This window comes from Mycobacterium pseudoshottsii JCM 15466 (assembly GCF_003584745.1).
GTDB lineage: Bacteria > Actinomycetota > Actinomycetes > Mycobacteriales > Mycobacteriaceae > Mycobacterium > Mycobacterium marinum.
In genome coordinates this window covers 2,405,141-2,421,597 of the sequence record NZ_AP018410.1, presented here as the reverse complement: position 1 = coordinate 2,421,597, position 16,457 = coordinate 2,405,141, and the positions used below count along the sequence as shown (strand labels likewise).

The 16,457-nt window shown below is 66.8% G+C and carries 15 protein-coding genes and 1 pseudogene; 4 read left to right on the top strand and 12 right to left on the bottom strand.

The window, feature by feature from the left end:
* Nucleotides 1–6 precede the first annotated feature (6 nt).
* From MPSD_RS11065 to MPSD_RS11040, 6 genes are all read right to left on the bottom strand, one after another.
* Complete coding sequence (locus MPSD_RS11065; protein ID WP_020787831.1) at nucleotides 7–1,476, bottom strand: HNH endonuclease signature motif containing protein; 1,470 nt, start codon at nucleotides 1,474–1,476, stop codon at nucleotides 7–9.
* A 45-nt stretch (nucleotides 1,477–1,521) separates the two neighbouring features.
* Nucleotides 1,522–2,175, bottom strand: coding sequence for a hypothetical protein (locus MPSD_RS11060; RefSeq protein WP_086084668.1), 654 nt, complete (start codon nucleotides 2,173–2,175; stop codon nucleotides 1,522–1,524).
* 19 nt (nucleotides 2,176–2,194) lie between these two features.
* A complete protein-coding gene (locus tag MPSD_RS11055) occupies nucleotides 2,195–2,665 on the bottom strand; it encodes a PH domain-containing protein (protein WP_020787832.1) in 471 nt (156 codons plus the stop codon).
* Nucleotides 2,662–3,144, bottom strand: coding sequence for a 6,7-dimethyl-8-ribityllumazine synthase (gene ribH, locus MPSD_RS11050; protein WP_020787833.1), 483 nt, complete (start codon nucleotides 3,142–3,144; stop codon nucleotides 2,662–2,664). Before ribH ends, MPSD_RS11055 begins: the two co-directional genes overlap by 4 nt.
* Nucleotides 3,141–4,418, bottom strand: a complete 1,278-nt coding sequence (locus MPSD_RS11045; protein WP_086084667.1) for a bifunctional 3,4-dihydroxy-2-butanone-4-phosphate synthase/GTP cyclohydrolase II — start codon at nucleotides 4,416–4,418, stop codon at nucleotides 3,141–3,143. The genes ribH and MPSD_RS11045 overlap by 4 nt, the downstream gene beginning before the upstream one ends.
* A 138-nt stretch (nucleotides 4,419–4,556) precedes the next feature.
* Nucleotides 4,557–5,180, bottom strand: a complete 624-nt coding sequence (locus MPSD_RS11040; protein ID WP_011739904.1) for a riboflavin synthase — start codon at nucleotides 5,178–5,180, stop codon at nucleotides 4,557–4,559.
* A 108-nt stretch (nucleotides 5,181–5,288) separates the two neighbouring features.
* On the opposite strand from MPSD_RS11040, the gene MPSD_RS11035 reads away from it, so the two are divergent.
* Nucleotides 5,289–5,990, top strand: coding sequence for an LppX_LprAFG lipoprotein (locus MPSD_RS11035; protein ID WP_036426705.1), 702 nt, complete (start codon nucleotides 5,289–5,291; stop codon nucleotides 5,988–5,990).
* A complete protein-coding gene (locus MPSD_RS11030) occupies nucleotides 5,990–7,543 on the top strand; it encodes an MFS transporter (RefSeq protein WP_020787835.1) in 1,554 nt (517 codons plus the stop codon). The genes MPSD_RS11035 and MPSD_RS11030 overlap by 1 nt, the downstream gene beginning before the upstream one ends.
* A 7-nt stretch (nucleotides 7,544–7,550) precedes the next feature.
* Here MPSD_RS11030 and ribD read toward each other — a convergent pair.
* From ribD to fmt, 4 genes and pseudogenes are all read right to left on the bottom strand, one after another.
* A pseudogene (gene ribD, locus MPSD_RS11025) lies at nucleotides 7,551–8,567 on the bottom strand (bifunctional diaminohydroxyphosphoribosylaminopyrimidine deaminase/5-amino-6-(5-phosphoribosylamino)uracil reductase RibD); the annotation flags it as partial.
* A 7-nt stretch (nucleotides 8,568–8,574) separates the two neighbouring features.
* Nucleotides 8,575–9,273 carry a ribulose-phosphate 3-epimerase gene (gene rpe, locus MPSD_RS11020; protein ID WP_086084666.1) on the bottom strand — a complete coding sequence of 233 codons (699 nt, stop codon included), beginning with the start codon at nucleotides 9,271–9,273 and terminating at the stop codon, nucleotides 8,575–8,577.
* 57 nt (nucleotides 9,274–9,330) lie between these two features.
* Complete coding sequence (locus MPSD_RS11015; RefSeq protein ID WP_262491669.1) at nucleotides 9,331–10,776, bottom strand: RsmB/NOP family class I SAM-dependent RNA methyltransferase; 1,446 nt, start codon at nucleotides 10,774–10,776, stop codon at nucleotides 9,331–9,333.
* The gene (gene fmt, locus MPSD_RS11010) at nucleotides 10,773–11,711 is read right to left on the bottom strand and encodes a methionyl-tRNA formyltransferase (RefSeq protein WP_020787838.1); all 939 of its coding nucleotides are present in this window, start codon (nucleotides 11,709–11,711) and stop codon (nucleotides 10,773–10,775) included. The genes MPSD_RS11015 and fmt overlap by 4 nt, the downstream gene beginning before the upstream one ends.
* A gap of 201 nt (nucleotides 11,712–11,912) precedes the next feature.
* Here fmt and MPSD_RS11005 point away from each other — a divergent pair, with 201 nt between their 5' ends.
* Nucleotides 11,913–12,737, top strand: a complete 825-nt coding sequence (locus tag MPSD_RS11005) for a class I SAM-dependent methyltransferase (protein ID WP_086084665.1) — start codon at nucleotides 11,913–11,915, stop codon at nucleotides 12,735–12,737.
* Nucleotides 12,738–12,860: 123 nt separating this feature from the next.
* Here MPSD_RS11005 and MPSD_RS11000 read toward each other — a convergent pair whose 3' ends face one another.
* On the bottom strand, nucleotides 12,861–13,343 hold the full coding sequence (locus MPSD_RS11000) for a MarR family winged helix-turn-helix transcriptional regulator (protein WP_020787839.1): 483 nt from the start codon (nucleotides 13,341–13,343) through the stop codon (nucleotides 12,861–12,863).
* Between the two features lie 223 nt (nucleotides 13,344–13,566).
* On the opposite strand from MPSD_RS11000, the gene MPSD_RS10995 reads away from it, so the two are divergent.
* A complete protein-coding gene (locus MPSD_RS10995; protein WP_086084664.1) occupies nucleotides 13,567–14,391 on the top strand; it encodes a class I SAM-dependent methyltransferase in 825 nt (274 codons plus the stop codon).
* 17 nt (nucleotides 14,392–14,408) lie between these two features.
* On the opposite strand, the gene MPSD_RS10990 is transcribed toward MPSD_RS10995, so the two are convergent.
* Nucleotides 14,409–16,355 (bottom strand): primosomal protein N', encoded by a 1,947-nt coding sequence (locus tag MPSD_RS10990; protein WP_020787841.1) that lies wholly within the window; start codon nucleotides 16,353–16,355, stop codon nucleotides 14,409–14,411.
* Nucleotides 16,356–16,457: the final 102 nt, after the last annotated feature.

Below are 16,457 nucleotides of genomic sequence, written 5' to 3'. Positions count from 1 at the left end.
TAGCCGCTAGAAGGGCGGCGGCTCGTCGGGACCGATTGTCGGCTCCGGGGTGTCGTACCGGTCGGCGTGGACGCCGCCGACGGCTTCCAGTGCCCTGCGATTGCATCGGCGCTCGGTGTCGATGCGATTCGCCCGGTTTTGTGCGCGGGTTCGGGCACGGGTCGGCATCCTCGCCGCTCGGCCAGCGCGGGGGCTGCCGGCCGTGCCCACGATTGGCGGTAGCTCCCCGGTCGGCACGCATAGGTTCCGAAACAGCAGCGCGCTACCCGGGGTGGTCACGTAGGTGTGCCCGTCGGGCAGCAGCCAGATCACCGTGCCGTCGGGTAGCTGCAGGTCGCGCCAGCCCCAGAACGTTTTCAGCAGATGGTGTTTGCGGCACAGGCACTTCAGGTTCGACGCGTGCGTGTGCCCGCCGTCACCGCATGCAACGGTATGGTCCAGATCACAGCAAACTGCCGGCTGGTCGCAGCCGGGTGCTCGACACGTCAGATCACGGCACCGCACGAATTCGGCGAGCCCCGCTGATGGCGCGTATCCGGACTCGGGGCGCCCTGACGGTCGCATCAGCGGCCGCAGTGTGGCGACCTTGGCCAGCTCGGCGATCAACGAGGCCGGGATCAGCCCTTCGGCGCCGAGCAACACAGCGGGCGTGTGACCGGTTCCGTCGACAGTCGATTGATCGGCAACGACGTGAATCACCACCTTGCTCGGAGCTGACCGCGCTGCGGCAGTGCAATCGGCGGACGTGCAGCCGCACGCCAACCGATCACTGCCCGCCACCAGCGCCCCCACCGCGTCGGCACGGCGCTGCTCACGGGTGCGCGGGTCGGCGGCGCACACCGTGTTCGCAAGCTCGTCGAGGCGCCGGTCAAAGGCTCGCCCCGCGGTCGCGAGCACGCTTCCGGCCAGCGCGGCCAAGCCCGAACCGTCGGCGATCACATCCACATCGACGAATCGACCGTCGGCCGCCTCGGCAACGCGGCGCACGGCATCGCGATCGACATCGGCCACCACTTGATCGATCGCAACGGACAGCCGACCTCGAGTTACCGCAGGACATCGCGCCAACAGCGCGGCGAGCTGTGCGTCCACCTTCGCCAGCACCTCGGCGTCGGTGATGAGGTCGGTGCGAAACACGATCGTCTGGAATGCCCGGTAATCGATATCTCCGGCGCGAAAGGCCTGCCCCACCTTCGGCAATCGGTTGCGCATCGCCATCGCATAACGCAAATAGCTCGAGCCTATCGCCACGCTGGTTCGCAATGCGGCAGCCACCTGCGCGGCGACCGCCTCCCAAGTATCCGTCGCCCATTCGGCACGGTCGCCGGACTCCCGGCACCGCAGCACGAACAATGCACCGACCACGTCCAGCCGTTCGGCCGCGGCCGCAGCCTCCCGGCGAGATGCCTCTCGCGCCCTCTCCAACAGCGCATTCGACTCCGCCGTCGGACGGGAGGCATACCAGTACTCGAACATACGTTCGACCCTAGCGGCCGATGGCGACACTTCCCCCGACTCGTGTCAGACCCGGTCGTCGAGCTGCGCCCGTCGGGTGACCGCCCACTCCGCCATCGGAAATCCGGAATTTTGGTCACACGCGGATATGACCAGAGCGGCCCGCGGCACCACCGCCAGTCCGTAGTCGCAGTTCCAATCCGAACGGCCCATGCTCCACACCAGCACACCCTCAGCCGGAGTGCCGAAGGACTTGAGCGTGATCGGCCCGAACTCCCCCGCCGGATACCCGGCAAATGCATCGCCATGGCATTGCGACACCGTGCGGAATCCGTTCTGCACCACGTCGTGAGGATTCAACGGGCTGTTGTAGACATCGACCGACTCGGCATACATCGCCGTAGCCTGCACTCGGTATGCGGACTCGGCGAAGTCCGCCGAGCCCGGTGGCCGTAGCGGCGAACCTTTGAACAACACCGCGGCCGTGCATTCGGGTGGCCGGGCGCTGGTGAAATAGGTTTCGCCCACCCGAGTCGAAGACGCCGGCCCCAGCGGCGTGTTGTCCCCATCCTGCAACAACAAGTCACGAGCCGAGATGTGGGCACGCGGCTGACCGGAGGCCCGAATCGCGCGACCGGCAACGGAATTGGTGCACGCGGCCATCGCCACCACCACGACGAGCAACACCACCGCCGCGCAGCTACGCCCAAGACGCGTCATCGGTAGATCGTAGCGCGGCTCAGCGGGTGGGCAGGTCCGGGCGATATTGGGTCAGCAGGGAGCGCACCGCGTCCATTGACGCCACCGCACGCTCCTTGTCCACGGCCTGAATCGCCATCACCGGGATGTACTCGTCATCGGGCAAGTCGATTCGCGCCCAGCGACTCCCCCCAGGAAACGACACACCGACCACGTCTTTCCAAGGAATCAGCTTATAGCCCAACAGATTACGCACCGAGATGCCCGCAGCACCGATCCTTAGCAGCGGTCGGGTGAACAGCAGCACAGCACCGGCGAGAATGAGCCCGAGGGCGCCCATCGCCACTTGATCACCGGTCTGAAATATCATCCCGCTCGAGCCTACCTTGAGGAACAATCCACCGGCTACATGCGCCGCCACGATCAGGATCGCCGCGGTGTACGCGACAACCGGTGTCCAGTAGGGACGCAAGACGACGTCCCACTCGGCGCGTTGTGCTTCGTCGGTCATGACTCAGCACGCAGCTCGCGCAGGGTCAACGCGGTGGTCAACGCCGCCGCGGTCGCCTGCGCGCCCTTGTCCTCATCTGAGGTTGGCAGGCCAGCCCGGTTGAGCGCCTGTTCCTCGGAGTTGGTGGTCAAAACCCCATTGGCCACCGGCGTGGAGGAGTCCAGCGAGACCCGGGTCAGACCCTGGGTCACCGCATCACAAACGTAGTCGAAATGCGGTGTCTCACCACGTATTACCACACCCAACGCGACCACAGCGTCGTGATTTCGAGTCAGTTCCTGTGCCACCACCGGAATTTCCATCGCCCCCAGGACGCGCACCACCGTCGGGTTGTCGATTCCGGAATCGGCAGCCGTGTTGCGCGCACCGGCGAGCAGGGCATCACAAATCTTGGTGTGCCAGGTGCTGGCGACGATAGCCAGCCGAACGCCGGAAGCGTCGAACGCCGGCACGTCCGGAATGCCGGCGCCACCGCTCACAAAGCACCACCGAATTCCCCTGGCAGGTGCACCGATTCGTGAAAGTCGTCTAATCCGGTCAAGTCATGTCCCATCCGGTCGCGCTTGGTCATCAGATAGCGAATGTTCTCCGCATTGGCCCGCACCGGCAACGGGACCCGCTCGATGATGTGCAAACCGTAACCGTCCAGCCCTACCCGCTTTGCCGGGTTGTTGGTCAGCAGCCGCATCGAACGGACCCCCAGATCAACCAGAATCTGGGCCCCGATCCCATAGTCGCGTGCATCAGCGGGCAGACCGAGCTTGAGGTTGGCGTCGACGGTGTCATCCCCGGCGTCCTGGAGTTGATAGGCCTGCAGCTTGTGCAACAACCCGATGCCGCGGCCCTCGTGTCCGCGCATGTACAGCACCACCCCACGCCCCTCCCTGGCGACCATGGCCATGGCCGCGTCGAGCTGGGACCCGCAGTCACAACGACGTGACCCGAAAACGTCGCCGGTCAGACACTCCGAGTGCACCCGCACCAATACGTCGTCGCCGTCGCTGCTCGGCCCGGCGATCTCGCCGCGCACCAGTGCAACGTGCTCGACGTCTTCATAGATGCTAGTGTATCCGATGGCGCGAAACTCCCCGTGCCGGGCCGGAATCCGGGCCTCGGCAACGCGCTCGATGTGTTTCTCGTGCTTACGCCGCCATTCGATCAGGTCGGCGATGGTAATCAGTGCCAGCCCGTGTTCGTCGGCGAAGACCCGCAGCTCGTCGGTCTGGGCCATCGACCCTTCATCTTTTTGGCTGACGATCTCACAGATCGCGCCCGCGGGCTGCAGGCCAGCCATCCTGGCCAGGTCCACCGCGGCCTCGGTATGGCCCGGGCGGCGTAACACCCCGCCGTCCTTGGCGCGCAACGGAACGACGTGACCGGGACGGGTGAAGTCTTCGGCCACACTCGCCGGATCCGCAAGCAGCCGCATCGTGGTCGCTCGGTCGGAAGCTGAAATACCAGTTCCCACGCCATTTTTCGCATCCACCGTAACGGTGTAGGCGGTACCGTGCTTGTCCTGGTTGACCGCGTACATTGGCAGCAGTCCCAGCCGGTCACACACCGCTCCATCCAGCGGGACGCACAGGTACCCAGAGGTGTAGCGCACCATGAACGCCACCAGCTCCGGTGTTGCCTTCTCAGCGGCGAAGATCAGGTCGCCCTCGTTCTCGCGGTCCTCGTCATCGATGACGATGACAGCCTTGCCCGCACCAATGTCGGCAACCGCTCGCTCGACGGAGTCCAACCTCGTCATCTTTGCTACCTTGCTGTCAGACCTACTCACACGAGATGTTTCACGTGCTGCAATCAGTATGGACTACCGCACCGCCACAGTTACTGTCTTGCGGCTTTGAGGTCCCTGCCCGCTGATTCTGACCGGTTTCCTACCGCGCTAGTGCGCCGGGTCGGCTGTCGGTCCGGATTGCATCAGTCGTTCGACATATTTGGCGATCACGTCCACCTCCAGGTTTACCTGCGTACCCACCGGCGCTTGTCCCAGCGTGGTGAGCTCTCGGGTGGTCGGAATCAGCGAAACCTCGAACCAGTCCCGAGGCTGCGCACCTAGATCGGAGACGGTCAGGGAAATGCCGTCGACGGTGATCGATCCCTTCTCCACGACATAGCGGGCCACCGTCGCTGGGACCTGAATGCGCACCACTTCCCAGTGCTCCGACGGGCTCCGGGCGATGATCTCGCCGGTCCCGTCGACATGGCCCTGGACGATGTGCCCACCGAGGCGGCTGTTGACGGCCGCGGCACGCTCCAAATTGACCTGGCTACCGACCTGTAGTTCCCCCAGGTTGGACCGGTTCAGCGTCTCGGCCATCACATCGGCGGTGAACTGGCCGTCGGCGAGCACCTCCACCACCGTCAGGCAGACACCGTTGACTGCGATCGAATCACCATGACCGGCGTCGGCGGTAACGATCGGGCCACGAATGGTCAAGCGTGCCGCATCGGTGAGGGTGCTCCGGTCGGTGATTTCGCCGAGTTCCTCGACTATTCCGGTGAACATTGCACCAGGCTAATTGGCCCTCGCGGGCCGCGACAAACGCCGTTGTGTAGCGCGCTGCACACCCCGCGTTGCCCGACCCGGTCGGCGGCCCCCTCTACGATGCAGGGTATGCAGACCCGCCGCCGTCTATTCGCTGTCCTCGCCGCCCTCGGCACCGCCACCGCCCTGGTTGCCGGCTGCTCGTCGGGCACGAAGGACAGCGGCGGACCACTACCCGATGCGACACCGTTGGTGAAGCAAGCAACCGAGCTCACCAGGAACCTCAAGAGCGCGCACCTGGTCCTCACCGTGAACGGCAAGATCCCCGGCCTGTCGATGAAGACGCTCTCCGGCGATCTGACCACCAACCCGACCGCCGCGAAGGGAAACGTCGAGCTCACGCTCGGCGGATCTGCGATCGACGCCGATTTCGTGGTGGTGGACGGAACCCTGTATGCCACCCTCACCCCGAACAAGTGGAGTGATTTCGGCCCGGCTGCCGACATCTACGACCCGTCGCAGATCCTGAACCCGCAAGTTGGCCTGGCCAATGTGCTGGCCAATCTCCAGGACGCCAAGGCCGACGGTCGCGACACCATCGACGGACAGACCACGATCCGGATCACCGGAAAGGTCACTGCCGAGGCGGTGAACCAGATCGCGCCCCCGTTCAATGCAACAGAACCCGTGCCGGGCACCGTGTGGATTCAGGAGAACGGTGACCATCAGCTGGTGCAAGCCAAACTGGATCGCGGGTCGGGCAATTCCGTCGAGATGACCTTGTCCAAGTGGGGCGAGCAGGTCAGCGTCAGCAAGCCCCCGGTGAGCTGATGAGCACGCAGACAGGGCGCCGCGTCGCCATCAGCGCCGGCAGCCTGGCGGTATTGTTGGGCGCCCTCGACACCTACGTCGTGGTCACCATCATGCGCGACATCATGGGCAGCGTCGGCATCCCGGTTAACCAATTGCAGCGGATCACCTGGATCGTCACCTGGTATCTGCTCGGCTACATCGCCGCGATGCCGCTGCTGGGACGGGCTTCCGACCGGTTCGGCCGCAAGCTGATGCTGCAGGTCAGCTTGCTCGGCTTCGCCGCCGGCTCGGTGGTCACCGCGCTGGCGGGGCATTTCGGCGATTTCCATATGCTGCTCGCCGGCCGGGCACTTCAAGGTGTGGCCAGCGGTGCGCTGCTGCCGATCACCTTGGCGCTGGGTGCGGATCTGTGGGCACAACGAAACCGCGCCGGCGTCCTCGGCGGTATCGGAGCCGCCCAGGAACTCGGCAGCGTGCTGGGGCCGCTCTACGGGATTTTCATCGTCTGGTTGTTCCATGACTGGCGAGACGTCTTCTGGATCAACGTCCCCCTGACCGCGATCGCCATGCTGATGATCCAATTCAGCCTGCCGGCGCACGACAAGAACGCAGAGCCGGAGAAGATCGACCTGGTTGGCGGTGCGCTGCTGGCAATCGCGTTGGGGCTCGCCGTCATCGGGCTGTACAACCCCAACCCGGACGGCAAAGAGGTGTTGCCGAGCTACGGACTACCGGTGCTGACCGGCGCGATCGTGGCCGCGGTGGCGTTCTTCGCCTGGGAGCGGTTCGCTCGAACCCGGCTGATCGACCCGAATGGGGTGCACTTCCGGCCGTTCTTGGCCGCCCTGGGTTCATCGGTGGCCGCGGGTGCCGCGCTGATGGTGACTCTGGTGAACGTGGAGTTGTTCGGCCAGGGCGTGCTGAGCATGGACCAGACCCAGGCGGCGGGGATGCTGCTGTGGTTCCTGATCGCCCTTCCGATCGGCGCGGTGACCGGCGGGTGGATTGCCACCAGAGTCGGCGACCGGGCGGTGACGTTTGTCGGGCTACTGATCGCCGCCGGCGGCTATTTGCTGATTTCGCATTGGCCCGTCGATCTGCCGGATTATCGGCACATCATCTTCGGCTTGTTCACCGTGCCCGCCATGCACGCCGACCTGCTGGTGGCCGGCCTAGGGCTTGGCCTGGTGATTGGGCCGCTGTCGTCGGCCACGCTGCGAGTTGTACCGGCCGCCCAACATGGCATCGCCTCGGCGGCGGTGGTGGTCGCGCGGATGACCGGCATGTTGATCGGTGTGGCCGCGCTGAGCGCCTGGGGTCTGTACCGGTTCAACCAGATCCTGGCGGGATTGTCGGCGGCCGTACCGCCCGACGCGACCTTGCTCGAGCGCGCGGCCGCGATCGGAGCCCAATACCAACAGGCATTCGCCTTGATGTACGGCGAAATCTTCACGATCACCGCGTTTGTGTGCGTCTTTGGTGCGGTGCTGGGTCTGCTGGTCAGCGAACGCAAGGAGCACGCGGAAGAACCGGAGATCTCGGAGGAACCGGCCGTAGCGCCCCGGCCGTGAGTCGCTCGCGCGACACCAGGCTGAGCAACAGGTCGGGGCCGCACCGCTCGACGCCGTCGAACTGCCAGCGCAATGCGTGCGCGATGCTGGACACGCCCACGTCGTCAACGGCGGTGACCGGGCCGCCGAGCAGGATCGGCGCCACGTAGGCCAGGATGCGGTTGATGGCTCCGGCCCGTAAGAAGGCCCCGGCCAGGGTCGGACCCCCTTCTAGCAACACGTCGGTGCGGTCGGAGAGGGCTCGCAGGACCTCCACCGGCTCGTGGGTCTTGATCATCATCGTTCGCGCATCGTCGTTGAGCACCTTGGCTTCGGGCGGAATGTCACGCTTGCCCACCACCACGCGCAGCGGCTGCTCGGCCGCCAAGGAACCATCCGACAGCCGGGCGGTCAGGGTTGGATCGTCAACCAGCACGGTGCCGGTACCGACCACGATCGCATCGGAAATGGCGCGGCGCCGATGCAGATCCGCACGGGCCGCCTCGCTGGAAATCCACTGGCTGGAACCGTCGGCGGCAGCGCTACGGCCATCGATACTCGTGGCGTACTTCCAGGTCACATGCGGCAACCCGGTGCGCTGCTTGTGCAACCACTCCCGCAACGGTCCGGCCGCCACATGATCGGCCAGCACGCCGGATCGCACCTTCAGGCCGGCGGCCGACAGCCGCCCCGCGCCCCCACCTGCGATCCCATTGGGGTCGGCGACGCCGTATATCACCGTTCCGACCCTGGCTTCGATCAACGCGTTCACACATGGCGGAGTCTTGCCGAAGTGGTTACAGGGCTCCATGGTGACCACCGCTATGGCGCCGGCCGCCAAGCCACCCGCCTTGCGCAGCGCCACCACCTCGGCATGATCACCACCGGAGGGCTGGGTGCCGCCGATGCCGACGACCCGGCCTTCCTGGTCGACAATGACAGCGCCGACCGGCGGGTTCGGGTACGTCGCGCCTTTGACCAGCATCGACTGCTCGATCGCCAGACGCATCGCCTCTTCGAGGCTCTTGACCTGTTCGACTGTCATCTGGCGCTCACCGGCCGTGATGGCTGGAAACGGCCCCGGCCTGTCGCCGAAGTGCCTCCACCGCGGCAGCGGGATCCTGGGCCCCATACACCGCCGACCCGGCGACGAAGCAGTCCACGCCGGCCTCCGCCGCTTGCTCGATGGTGTCTGCGTTGATGCCGCCGTCGATCTCGATCAGGATCGTCAACTCACCCGAATCGACCAGCTTGCGTACCGTCCGCACCTTGCTGAGCACCTCGGGAATGAAACTCTGTCCGCCGAAGCCGGGCTCCACCGACATCACCAGCAGGGTGTCGAAGTGCGGCAGGATCTCGAGGTAGGGATCCAGCGGGGTTCCCGGTTTCACACTGAACCCGGCTTTCGCACCGGCCGCGCGAATGTCGCGGGCCACCGCGATCGGGTTGTCGGTGGCCTCGGCGTGAAACGTGACGTTGTAAGCCCCGGCCTCGGCGTAGGGCGGAGCCCACCGATCCGGGTTGTCGATCATGAGATGGCAATCCATTGGAATGTCGCTGGCCGCCAGCAGACTCTCCACCACGGGAAGCCCGAGCGTCAGATTGGGCACGAAGTGACCATCCATCACGTCGACGTGCAACCAATCGGCACCGCGCACCGCAGCGGCTTCGTCGGCTAGCCGGGCAAAGTCAGCTGACAGGATCGACGACGCGATCATGGGACCCCCGATGCTGTTAGGCATGAGCGACACACTACTGAGCCGCGCGGCGCGACGCGCGACGCACGTCGGCGATTCGCTCCCGCTGCCTCATGCCCGCCTGCGCAGCGCCGCGGCGAACATGGCGTCGGTGCCGTGCCGGTGCGGCCACAGCTGCACGTACGGCCCCTCCCCCAGGCCCTCGGTGATGGGCTCGAAGAGTGCTCGGGTATCCAGCGCATCCACCGGGTGCCGGCGTAGCGCGTCGGCGACGACCCCGACGGTTTCGGCCAGGTGCGGCGAACAGGTGGCATAGAGCACCACCCCGCCCGGACGAGTCAGGTTGATCGCCGCGGCCAGCAGCTCACGCTGCAGCTTGACCAGGGTGGGCACGTCCGACGGTTGCCGGCGCCAGCGGGCTTCCGGCCGCCGGCGCAAGGCGCCCAGGCCGGTGCAGGGCGCATCGACGAGCACCCGGTCGAAAACCGGTTCCAGGTCGGTGTAGCGCCCGTCACCACGGACGAGATCCACCGGCAGCCCGCCGGTGTTGTCCGCCACCAGGTCGGCGCGATGCGACGACGGCTCCACGGCGGTCACCCGGGCCCCCGTTGCCACGCCCAGCGCGGCCAGCAGCGCCGTCTTGCCGCCCGGCCCCGCGCACAGGTCCAGCCACCGGCCCGAGTCGCCCTCGACCGGGGCCAGCGTCAACGCCCGCGCCACCAATTGACTGCCCTCGTCCTGCACCAGCGCCTGACCGTCGCGCACGGGCGCCAGCAGCCCCGGGTCACCACCGAGCAGGTACACGGCGTACGGCGAATACCTGCCCACGGTGCCGCGCACCTCATCGGCCAATGCGGCGGCCGTCAGCACCCCCGGACGAGCCGCCAGGTGCACTTGTGGACGCTCGTCATCGCTGGCCAGCACCGCATCGAGTTCCGCCGCCGACGGGCCCAGCGCGTCAGCGAAGGCCTGCGCGATCCAGCGTGGGTGAGCATGGACGAAGGCCGCGTGCCCGACGGGGTCGCGGCGCGGGTCTGGCGCCAGCTCCTGGACCCACGATTGCTCATCGCGATCAGCGATCGTGCGCAGCACTGCGTTGACAAAACCCGCCCGCGCCGAATCGAATTCGATGCCGGCTTGTTCGACCGTGGTGGACACCGCGGCGTGGGCGTCCACCCGGGTGCGCAACAGCTGATAGGCACCTAGCCGCAACAAGTCCAGCAGGAAGGGGTCGATCGCCTCGGGCGAACGTCCGGCCGCCGCTCCGATGATGGCGTCGAGCAGTCCCCTGGCCCGGCAGGCGCCATAGGTCAACTCGGTGGCGAAGGCGGCGTCGCGGCCGGTGATGCCGCGCTCCCTCAGCAGCGCGGGTAGCACCAGGTTGGCGTAGGCGTTGCGCTCACTCACCGCCCGCAAGGCGTTGAACGCGGCGCCGCGCGCCGGGTCCAGCGGCCGCCGGCGCGGGCCCCTGCGCTGGTTCGGCACGCCCGTGCCCTCGGAGCGTCGCGGCTTTCGGTCCGGCCGATTTCGCTGTCGTTTGTCCTGGCCGGGGCTCATGATGCACGCACGCTGGGGTCCAGGCGGGCACCGCGTGCCCAGTCGGCGGCGTTCATCAGCTTCTTGCCCGGCGGCTGGACCTGGCCCAATCGCAAAGGTTCCGAGCCAGTGCCGACCCACACGTGCTTGCGATCCACCTGAATCGCACCTGGGGGCAAGGGGCCGGGAGGTTCGACCGCGGCATCGAGATACACCGGCCCCAACTTGACCCGCAGGTCACCGATGAGCGTCCAGGCGCCCGGATTGGGAGTAACGGCCCGGATCCGACGCTCGATGATGGGCACCGGCAACTCCCACCGCACCCTGGCCTGCTCGACGGAGATTTTCGGCGCCAGCGTGACTCCGTCCGCAGGTTGCGGGCGCGCTGTCAAAGCCCCCTCGGCGATCCCGTCCAGGGTGGCCGAGAGCAGCTCGGCACCCGAAACCGCAAGTCGCCCAAGCAGATCGCCAGCGGTATCGGTGGGCCGGATGGTCTCGGTGACCACCCCGTACACCGGTCCGGAGTCCAGACTGGGCTCGATCTGGAAGGTCGTGGCCCCAGTGACCGCGTCACCCGCGGCAATGGCGGCTTGCACCGGCGCCGCACCACGCCATGCCGGCAGCAGCGAAAAATGCAGGTTGACCCAGCCCTGTGGCGGCACCCCGAGCAGCGCGTCACCCAGGAGCGCGCCGTAGGCGACCACCGCACAGCACTGTGGCGCCAATTCGGATAGTTCAGCGACAAACTCCGCCGAGTTCGGCCGTGACGGCCGCAGCACCGGGATGCCCCGTTCCAGCGCCGCACGCGCCACGGGCGACGGTTCTGGCTTACCGCGCCGACCCGAAGCGGCATCGGGCCTGGTCAACACCGCGATCACCTCGTGTCGCGGCGAATCGATGAGCTGATGGAGCGCTGGCAGCGCAGTTTCGGGGGTACCGGCAAAAACGAGACGCACCGGGACAGTCTAGGAAGTGCCTGTAAAGTGGCGTGGACCACAATCTTCAATGGCCAGATTCTCAGCCGTTTATAAACTTGCTATTGCATACTATGTCCTGCGGAAACGTTCTGCGAGCAAGCAGTCGAGTTTTCCCGCCGCGCCTGCGACGACGATGTCGAAGTAACGCAGCCCTTTCCCTTTCCTTTTGAGGAGCTCTGAATGACTATCGACACACCCATCCGCGAGGACGTATCGCTCGCGGCTACACACCGGGCGATGTGGGCACTGGGCGACTACGCATTGATGGCCGAAGAGGTGATGGCTCCGCTCGGCCCGATCCTGGTCGCTGCCGCCGGCATTGGGCCCGGCGTGCGCGTGCTCGACGTTGCGGCCGGCTCCGGCAACATCTCGCTTCCGGCGGCCAAGTCGGGCGCCACGGTGGTATCGACGGACCTGACACCCGAACTGCTGCAACGGTCCAAGGCGCGCGCCGCAGCCCAGGGATTGACCCTTGACTACCAGGAGGCCAACGCACAGGCACTGCCGTTCGGCGACAGCGAGTTCGACACCGTGATCTCGGCGATCGGCGTGATGTTCGCCCCGGATCACCAGTGCTCAGCCAACGAACTGGCCCGCGTCTGCAAGACCGGCGGAACCATCGGCGTGATCAGCTGGACGCCAGAAGGTTTCTTCGGCCGCATGCTGGCCACCATCCGGCCCTACCGCCCGAGCCTGTCGGCGGCCCTGCCCCCGTCTGCGCTATGGGGACGGGAAGCCTACGCCCGCGGCCTGTTTGGGCACCACGTCTCCGACATCCAAACGCAGCGCGGACAGTTGGAGGTCACACGCTTCCAAACGGCGCAGGCCGTGCACGACTACTTCAAGAATCACTACGGCCCGACGATCGAGGCCTACGCGAACATCGGCGACAACGCGGTGCTGGCGGCCGAACTCGACGCCCAGCTGGTTGAACTCGCCGACCAATACCTGACCGACGGCGTCATGGAATGGGAGTACCTGGTTCTGACCGGCACCAAGAAGTAAGCCGCTCCGCAACCGGGCCGGGGCCGCCCGCCAATTCGGCGGGCGGCCTGGAACGGCTGAATCCCGACGTCTTCGAGAGGACCCCAAAGACCCAAAGCCCAAATGGGCACCAAAAGGCTGAGCCTATAGATCCATCTCGACATTTGCGTCCGGCTCACCGCCGGCCGCGGTGAACGCGGTCAGCGCGCGAACCAACCCCTGCCGTTCGGCCGGCGGCATCTGCTCGACGATACGAGCGATTTCGTCGCGCCGGTGCGCGGTGACCCGGCGGACGAGATCACGACCACGCTTGGTCAACACCGCGAGTAGTTCACGACGCGAGGTCGGGTGCGGCTGTCGGTCGATCATCCCGGCGCTGACGAGACGGTCGACCATCCGGCCGGTCGCCGACAGCTGCACCCCAAGCAGGTTCGCCAGCGTGGCCAGATTGACCGGTCCCCGATTGGACAGAATGACCAGGGTCCTAAATTGCGGGATGGTGATGTTCTCATCGACCTGCGCGATCGAATGCGCCGAGATGCCTACCAACAGCCGAGACGCCGTTAGCAGCGCATCGGTAATCATGTCCAGTGACTCTTCAGCTGCCGTCGCGTTCTCGGTGGACATTAATGGCCCCCTTCCCCGGATTTCGCTGGGCTTTTCAAGTTCGTTGTCGCACAAAACAGGCTGCAGCAAGGGAAGAATCTAGCAGCGCCCTACATTCGTAGACAGCGATTATTGATCACGTATACAATTGCCGCCGGGCAACGATCGGAAGTGGTTTCCCTGCGCCTGCCTTGCGCCGACGATGGTGTCGCAGCAAATTTCCCGAATTCGGTCAGGAGGGGCAATGGCTCTTGACACACCAATCAGCGATCGGCGGGCCCCGGCAACCACGCATCGGGCCATGTGGGCGTTGGGCGACTATGCGGTACTGGCCGATGAAGTACTGGCCCCGCTGGGGCCAATCCTGTTCTCCACCAGCGGCATTCGCCCCGGAGGTCGCGTCCTCGACGTTGCCGCGGGTTCGGGGAATGCGTCGATCGCCGCGGCGGTTGCGGGTGCTCATGTCGTCGCCTGTGACCTCACGCCGGAACTGCTGCGCAGCGCTCAGCGACGCGCCGCGGCAGCGGGAGTACACCTCAGCTGGCGGGAAGCCAATGCCGAGACCCTGCCCTTCGGGTTCAACGAGTTCGACGCGGTGCTTTCGACGATCGGGGCGATGTTCGCTCCGCGTCATCAGCGCACGGCCGACGAGCTGGCCCGGGTATGTCGCAGGGGCGGCAAGATCAGTGTGCTGAGTTGGACGCCGGAGGGGTTCTACGGCCAGTTTCTCTCCACCCTCCGGCCGTACCGGCCGACGCTGCCGATGGGCGCCCCGCATGAGGTGTGGTGGGGGCGCGAAGAGTACATCGGCGACCTGTTCAGCGACCACGTGTGCGATGTCCGGACGCAGCGGGGCTCGTTGCGGGTAAAGCGGTTCGGGCAACCCGAAGAATGCGTCGATTACTTCAAGGATTACTACGGACCGACGATCAACGCCTACCGCAATATCAGCGACGACCCCCAACGAGTTGCCCAGCTCGACGCCGAACTCATCGAACTCAGCCGCGAATACCTCACCGACGGCGTGATGGAGTGGGAGTACCTGATTTTCACCGCGCGCAAGCGCTGACGATGGATCAATGCAGGTTAGCCGATGTGCAGCGGGTCGATCTGTACCCGGACCGGTTCATGAGTCTGGCGTGCGCTGAGCACACCGACTCCGCGGCGCAGACACCCGGCTAGTTCCAGACCCTGTTCCCGGCGTACCCGCACCAGCATCCTGGTCACGGGCACGCCGTCGGGGGTGCCTGCCGGGCGGCGTACCCCCGGCGGCAGGTCGACCGGGCCGAGCATGTCTGCGTCTTCGGGCAACCGGGCCTGATCCAGCAAGGCCAGGACCGCCTCCGCGGTGCCATCGATGGCGGCGATGTGCACGCTCGGCGGCAGCCCGACTTCGCTACGGGCCTCCAGCTCGGCTTCGGCGTGCCCCACCGGGTCCCAGCGGATCAGCGATTGCACCGTCGGGATAGACGATTCGGCGACCACCGCCACCACGCCTCCGTCGGCACGCGAGCGCACCAGGGCCGCTGCAGCCATCCAACGGCAGAGCGCTTCCTCGGCCGCGCGCAGATCTTGACGGCCCAACAACGCCCAGGTATCCAGCAACAGGGCGGCCCCGTATCCCCCGGCTGCCCGGGGCTCAGCGCCCGGGGTGGCCACGACCAGCGCCGGGCGAGCATCGACGTCGGGCACGATCGCATCGCCCGCCGAGGTGATCACCGACGTACCGGGGAAGGCGCGTCCCAGCTCTTCGGCGGTGCGCCGGGCTCCAACGACGACGGCCCGCACGGTGTCCGACCCACAGCGCGTGCAGCGCAGCAGCGGTTCCCCATGCCCGCACCATCGACAGACCGCGCCGGGCGCGCCGCGTTCCGGCAGGGACAGCGGCCCCGTGCAATGTCGGCACCGCGCGATTGCCCGGCAGCGCCCACAAGCCAGGGAGGGCACGTACCCGCGCCGTGGCACCTGGACCAGTACGGGCACCCCCGCCTGCAACGACGAGCGGGCGGCGTGCAGGGCGATCGATGGCAGACGCGCGGTCCGTGCGGCCGGGTCGCGTTCGTCGGCGTAGCCGCTGTCATCGAGGGCAATGACGCGCGGGGTGCGCGCCCGAACCACCTGCCGGGCCGCGACGATGTCATGCGCCCACCCGCTTCGCACCAGGGCGTAGGCCTCGGCGGTTCGGGCGTAGCCGCCGATCAACGCCGCGCACCGGGCTTGATGTGCCCGCAGCATCGCCACCTCCCGGGCGTGCGGGTAGGGCGCCCGCGGCTCGGCCAGGGTGTCGTCGCCGTCCGCCCAGACCATGACCAACCCCAGGTCGCTCAGCGGCGCGAACACGGCGCTGCGGGTACCGATCACCAGTCGTGCACCACCCCGCAGCGCGGCCAACCAGCGTCGGTAGCGGGCGGCCGGACCCAATCCGGCCGACAATGCCGCCACGCTGCGCTCATCGATGCGGGTTGTCGCCGCTCGCCACAGCTCGTCGAGGTCCCGCTGGTCGGGAACGATCGCCAGCACCGCCCGGCCGGTGCGCACCGTCTGCGCGGCGGCCTCGGCGAATCGATCGGCCCACGGCTCGCCGGGTAGCGCCTGCCAGACGGCACGCGCCGCCCGCGCCTCGCCGAGGGCGTCCAAGAATTGGCCGCCCCTGCCGTACCCCGCCCAGCCGGCCCCATCGACCGGAGCCACCTCCGGCAGGTCCGGCCGCGTTGCGACTTCGCGCTCCACCCGCGCATGCCGGGCCGGCACCGCCAGCCGCAAGACGTCCGGCCGGGTGCCTGCATAGCGAGCGGCCACGGCGTCGACCAATCGGCGGATCTCCGGCGTGAGCACCTGTTCGGCCGATACCACCCGATCCAGCCAGCCCAGCTTGCCCTGGTGGTCGGTGTCGTTGCGGCGCTCGAGCACAAACCCGTCGACCAATCGGCCGTGGAACCGCACCCGGACCCGCACCCCGGGCTGGGCATCGTCGGACTGCTCGGCGGACACCAAGTAGTCGAATTCACGATCGAGGTGGGGCACCGAAAGCATCGGTAGTACCCTCGCGATCGGCTCTACCTCGATCGGTACGCGCTCGCAGCCTCGAGATGATTTGCTAGACAATCTTTTTCTTGCTTTTTCGCAACAGCGGAC

Coding starts and splice junctions, on each gene's coding strand:
- MPSD_RS11055 (WP_020787832.1), bottom strand. CDS start 2,665: ATGACCGACGAAGCACAACGCGCCGAGTGGGACGTCGTCTTGCGTCCC.
- MPSD_RS11040 (WP_011739904.1), bottom strand. CDS start 5,180: ATGTTCACCGGAATAGTCGAGGAACTCGGCGAAATCACCGACCGGAGC.
- MPSD_RS11015 (WP_262491669.1), bottom strand. CDS start 10,776: ATGAGCCCCGGCCAGGACAAACGACAGCGAAATCGGCCGGACCGAAAG.
- MPSD_RS11005 (WP_086084665.1), top strand. CDS start 11,913: ATGACTATCGACACACCCATCCGCGAGGACGTATCGCTCGCGGCTACA.
- MPSD_RS11060 (WP_086084668.1), bottom strand. CDS start 2,175: ATGACGCGTCTTGGGCGTAGCTGCGCGGCGGTGGTGTTGCTCGTCGTG.
- MPSD_RS11045 (WP_086084667.1), bottom strand. CDS start 4,418: ATGACGAGGTTGGACTCCGTCGAGCGAGCGGTTGCCGACATTGGTGCG.
- MPSD_RS11065 (WP_020787831.1), bottom strand. CDS start 1,476: ATGTTCGAGTACTGGTATGCCTCCCGTCCGACGGCGGAGTCGAATGCG.
- MPSD_RS10995 (WP_086084664.1), top strand. CDS start 13,567: ATGGCTCTTGACACACCAATCAGCGATCGGCGGGCCCCGGCAACCACG.
- MPSD_RS11000 (WP_020787839.1), bottom strand. CDS start 13,343: ATGTCCACCGAGAACGCGACGGCAGCTGAAGAGTCACTGGACATGATT.
- MPSD_RS10990 (WP_020787841.1), bottom strand. CDS start 16,355: ATGCTTTCGGTGCCCCACCTCGATCGTGAATTCGACTACTTGGTGTCC.
- MPSD_RS11035 (WP_036426705.1), top strand. CDS start 5,289: ATGCAGACCCGCCGCCGTCTATTCGCTGTCCTCGCCGCCCTCGGCACC.
- MPSD_RS11030 (WP_020787835.1), top strand. CDS start 5,990: ATGAGCACGCAGACAGGGCGCCGCGTCGCCATCAGCGCCGGCAGCCTG.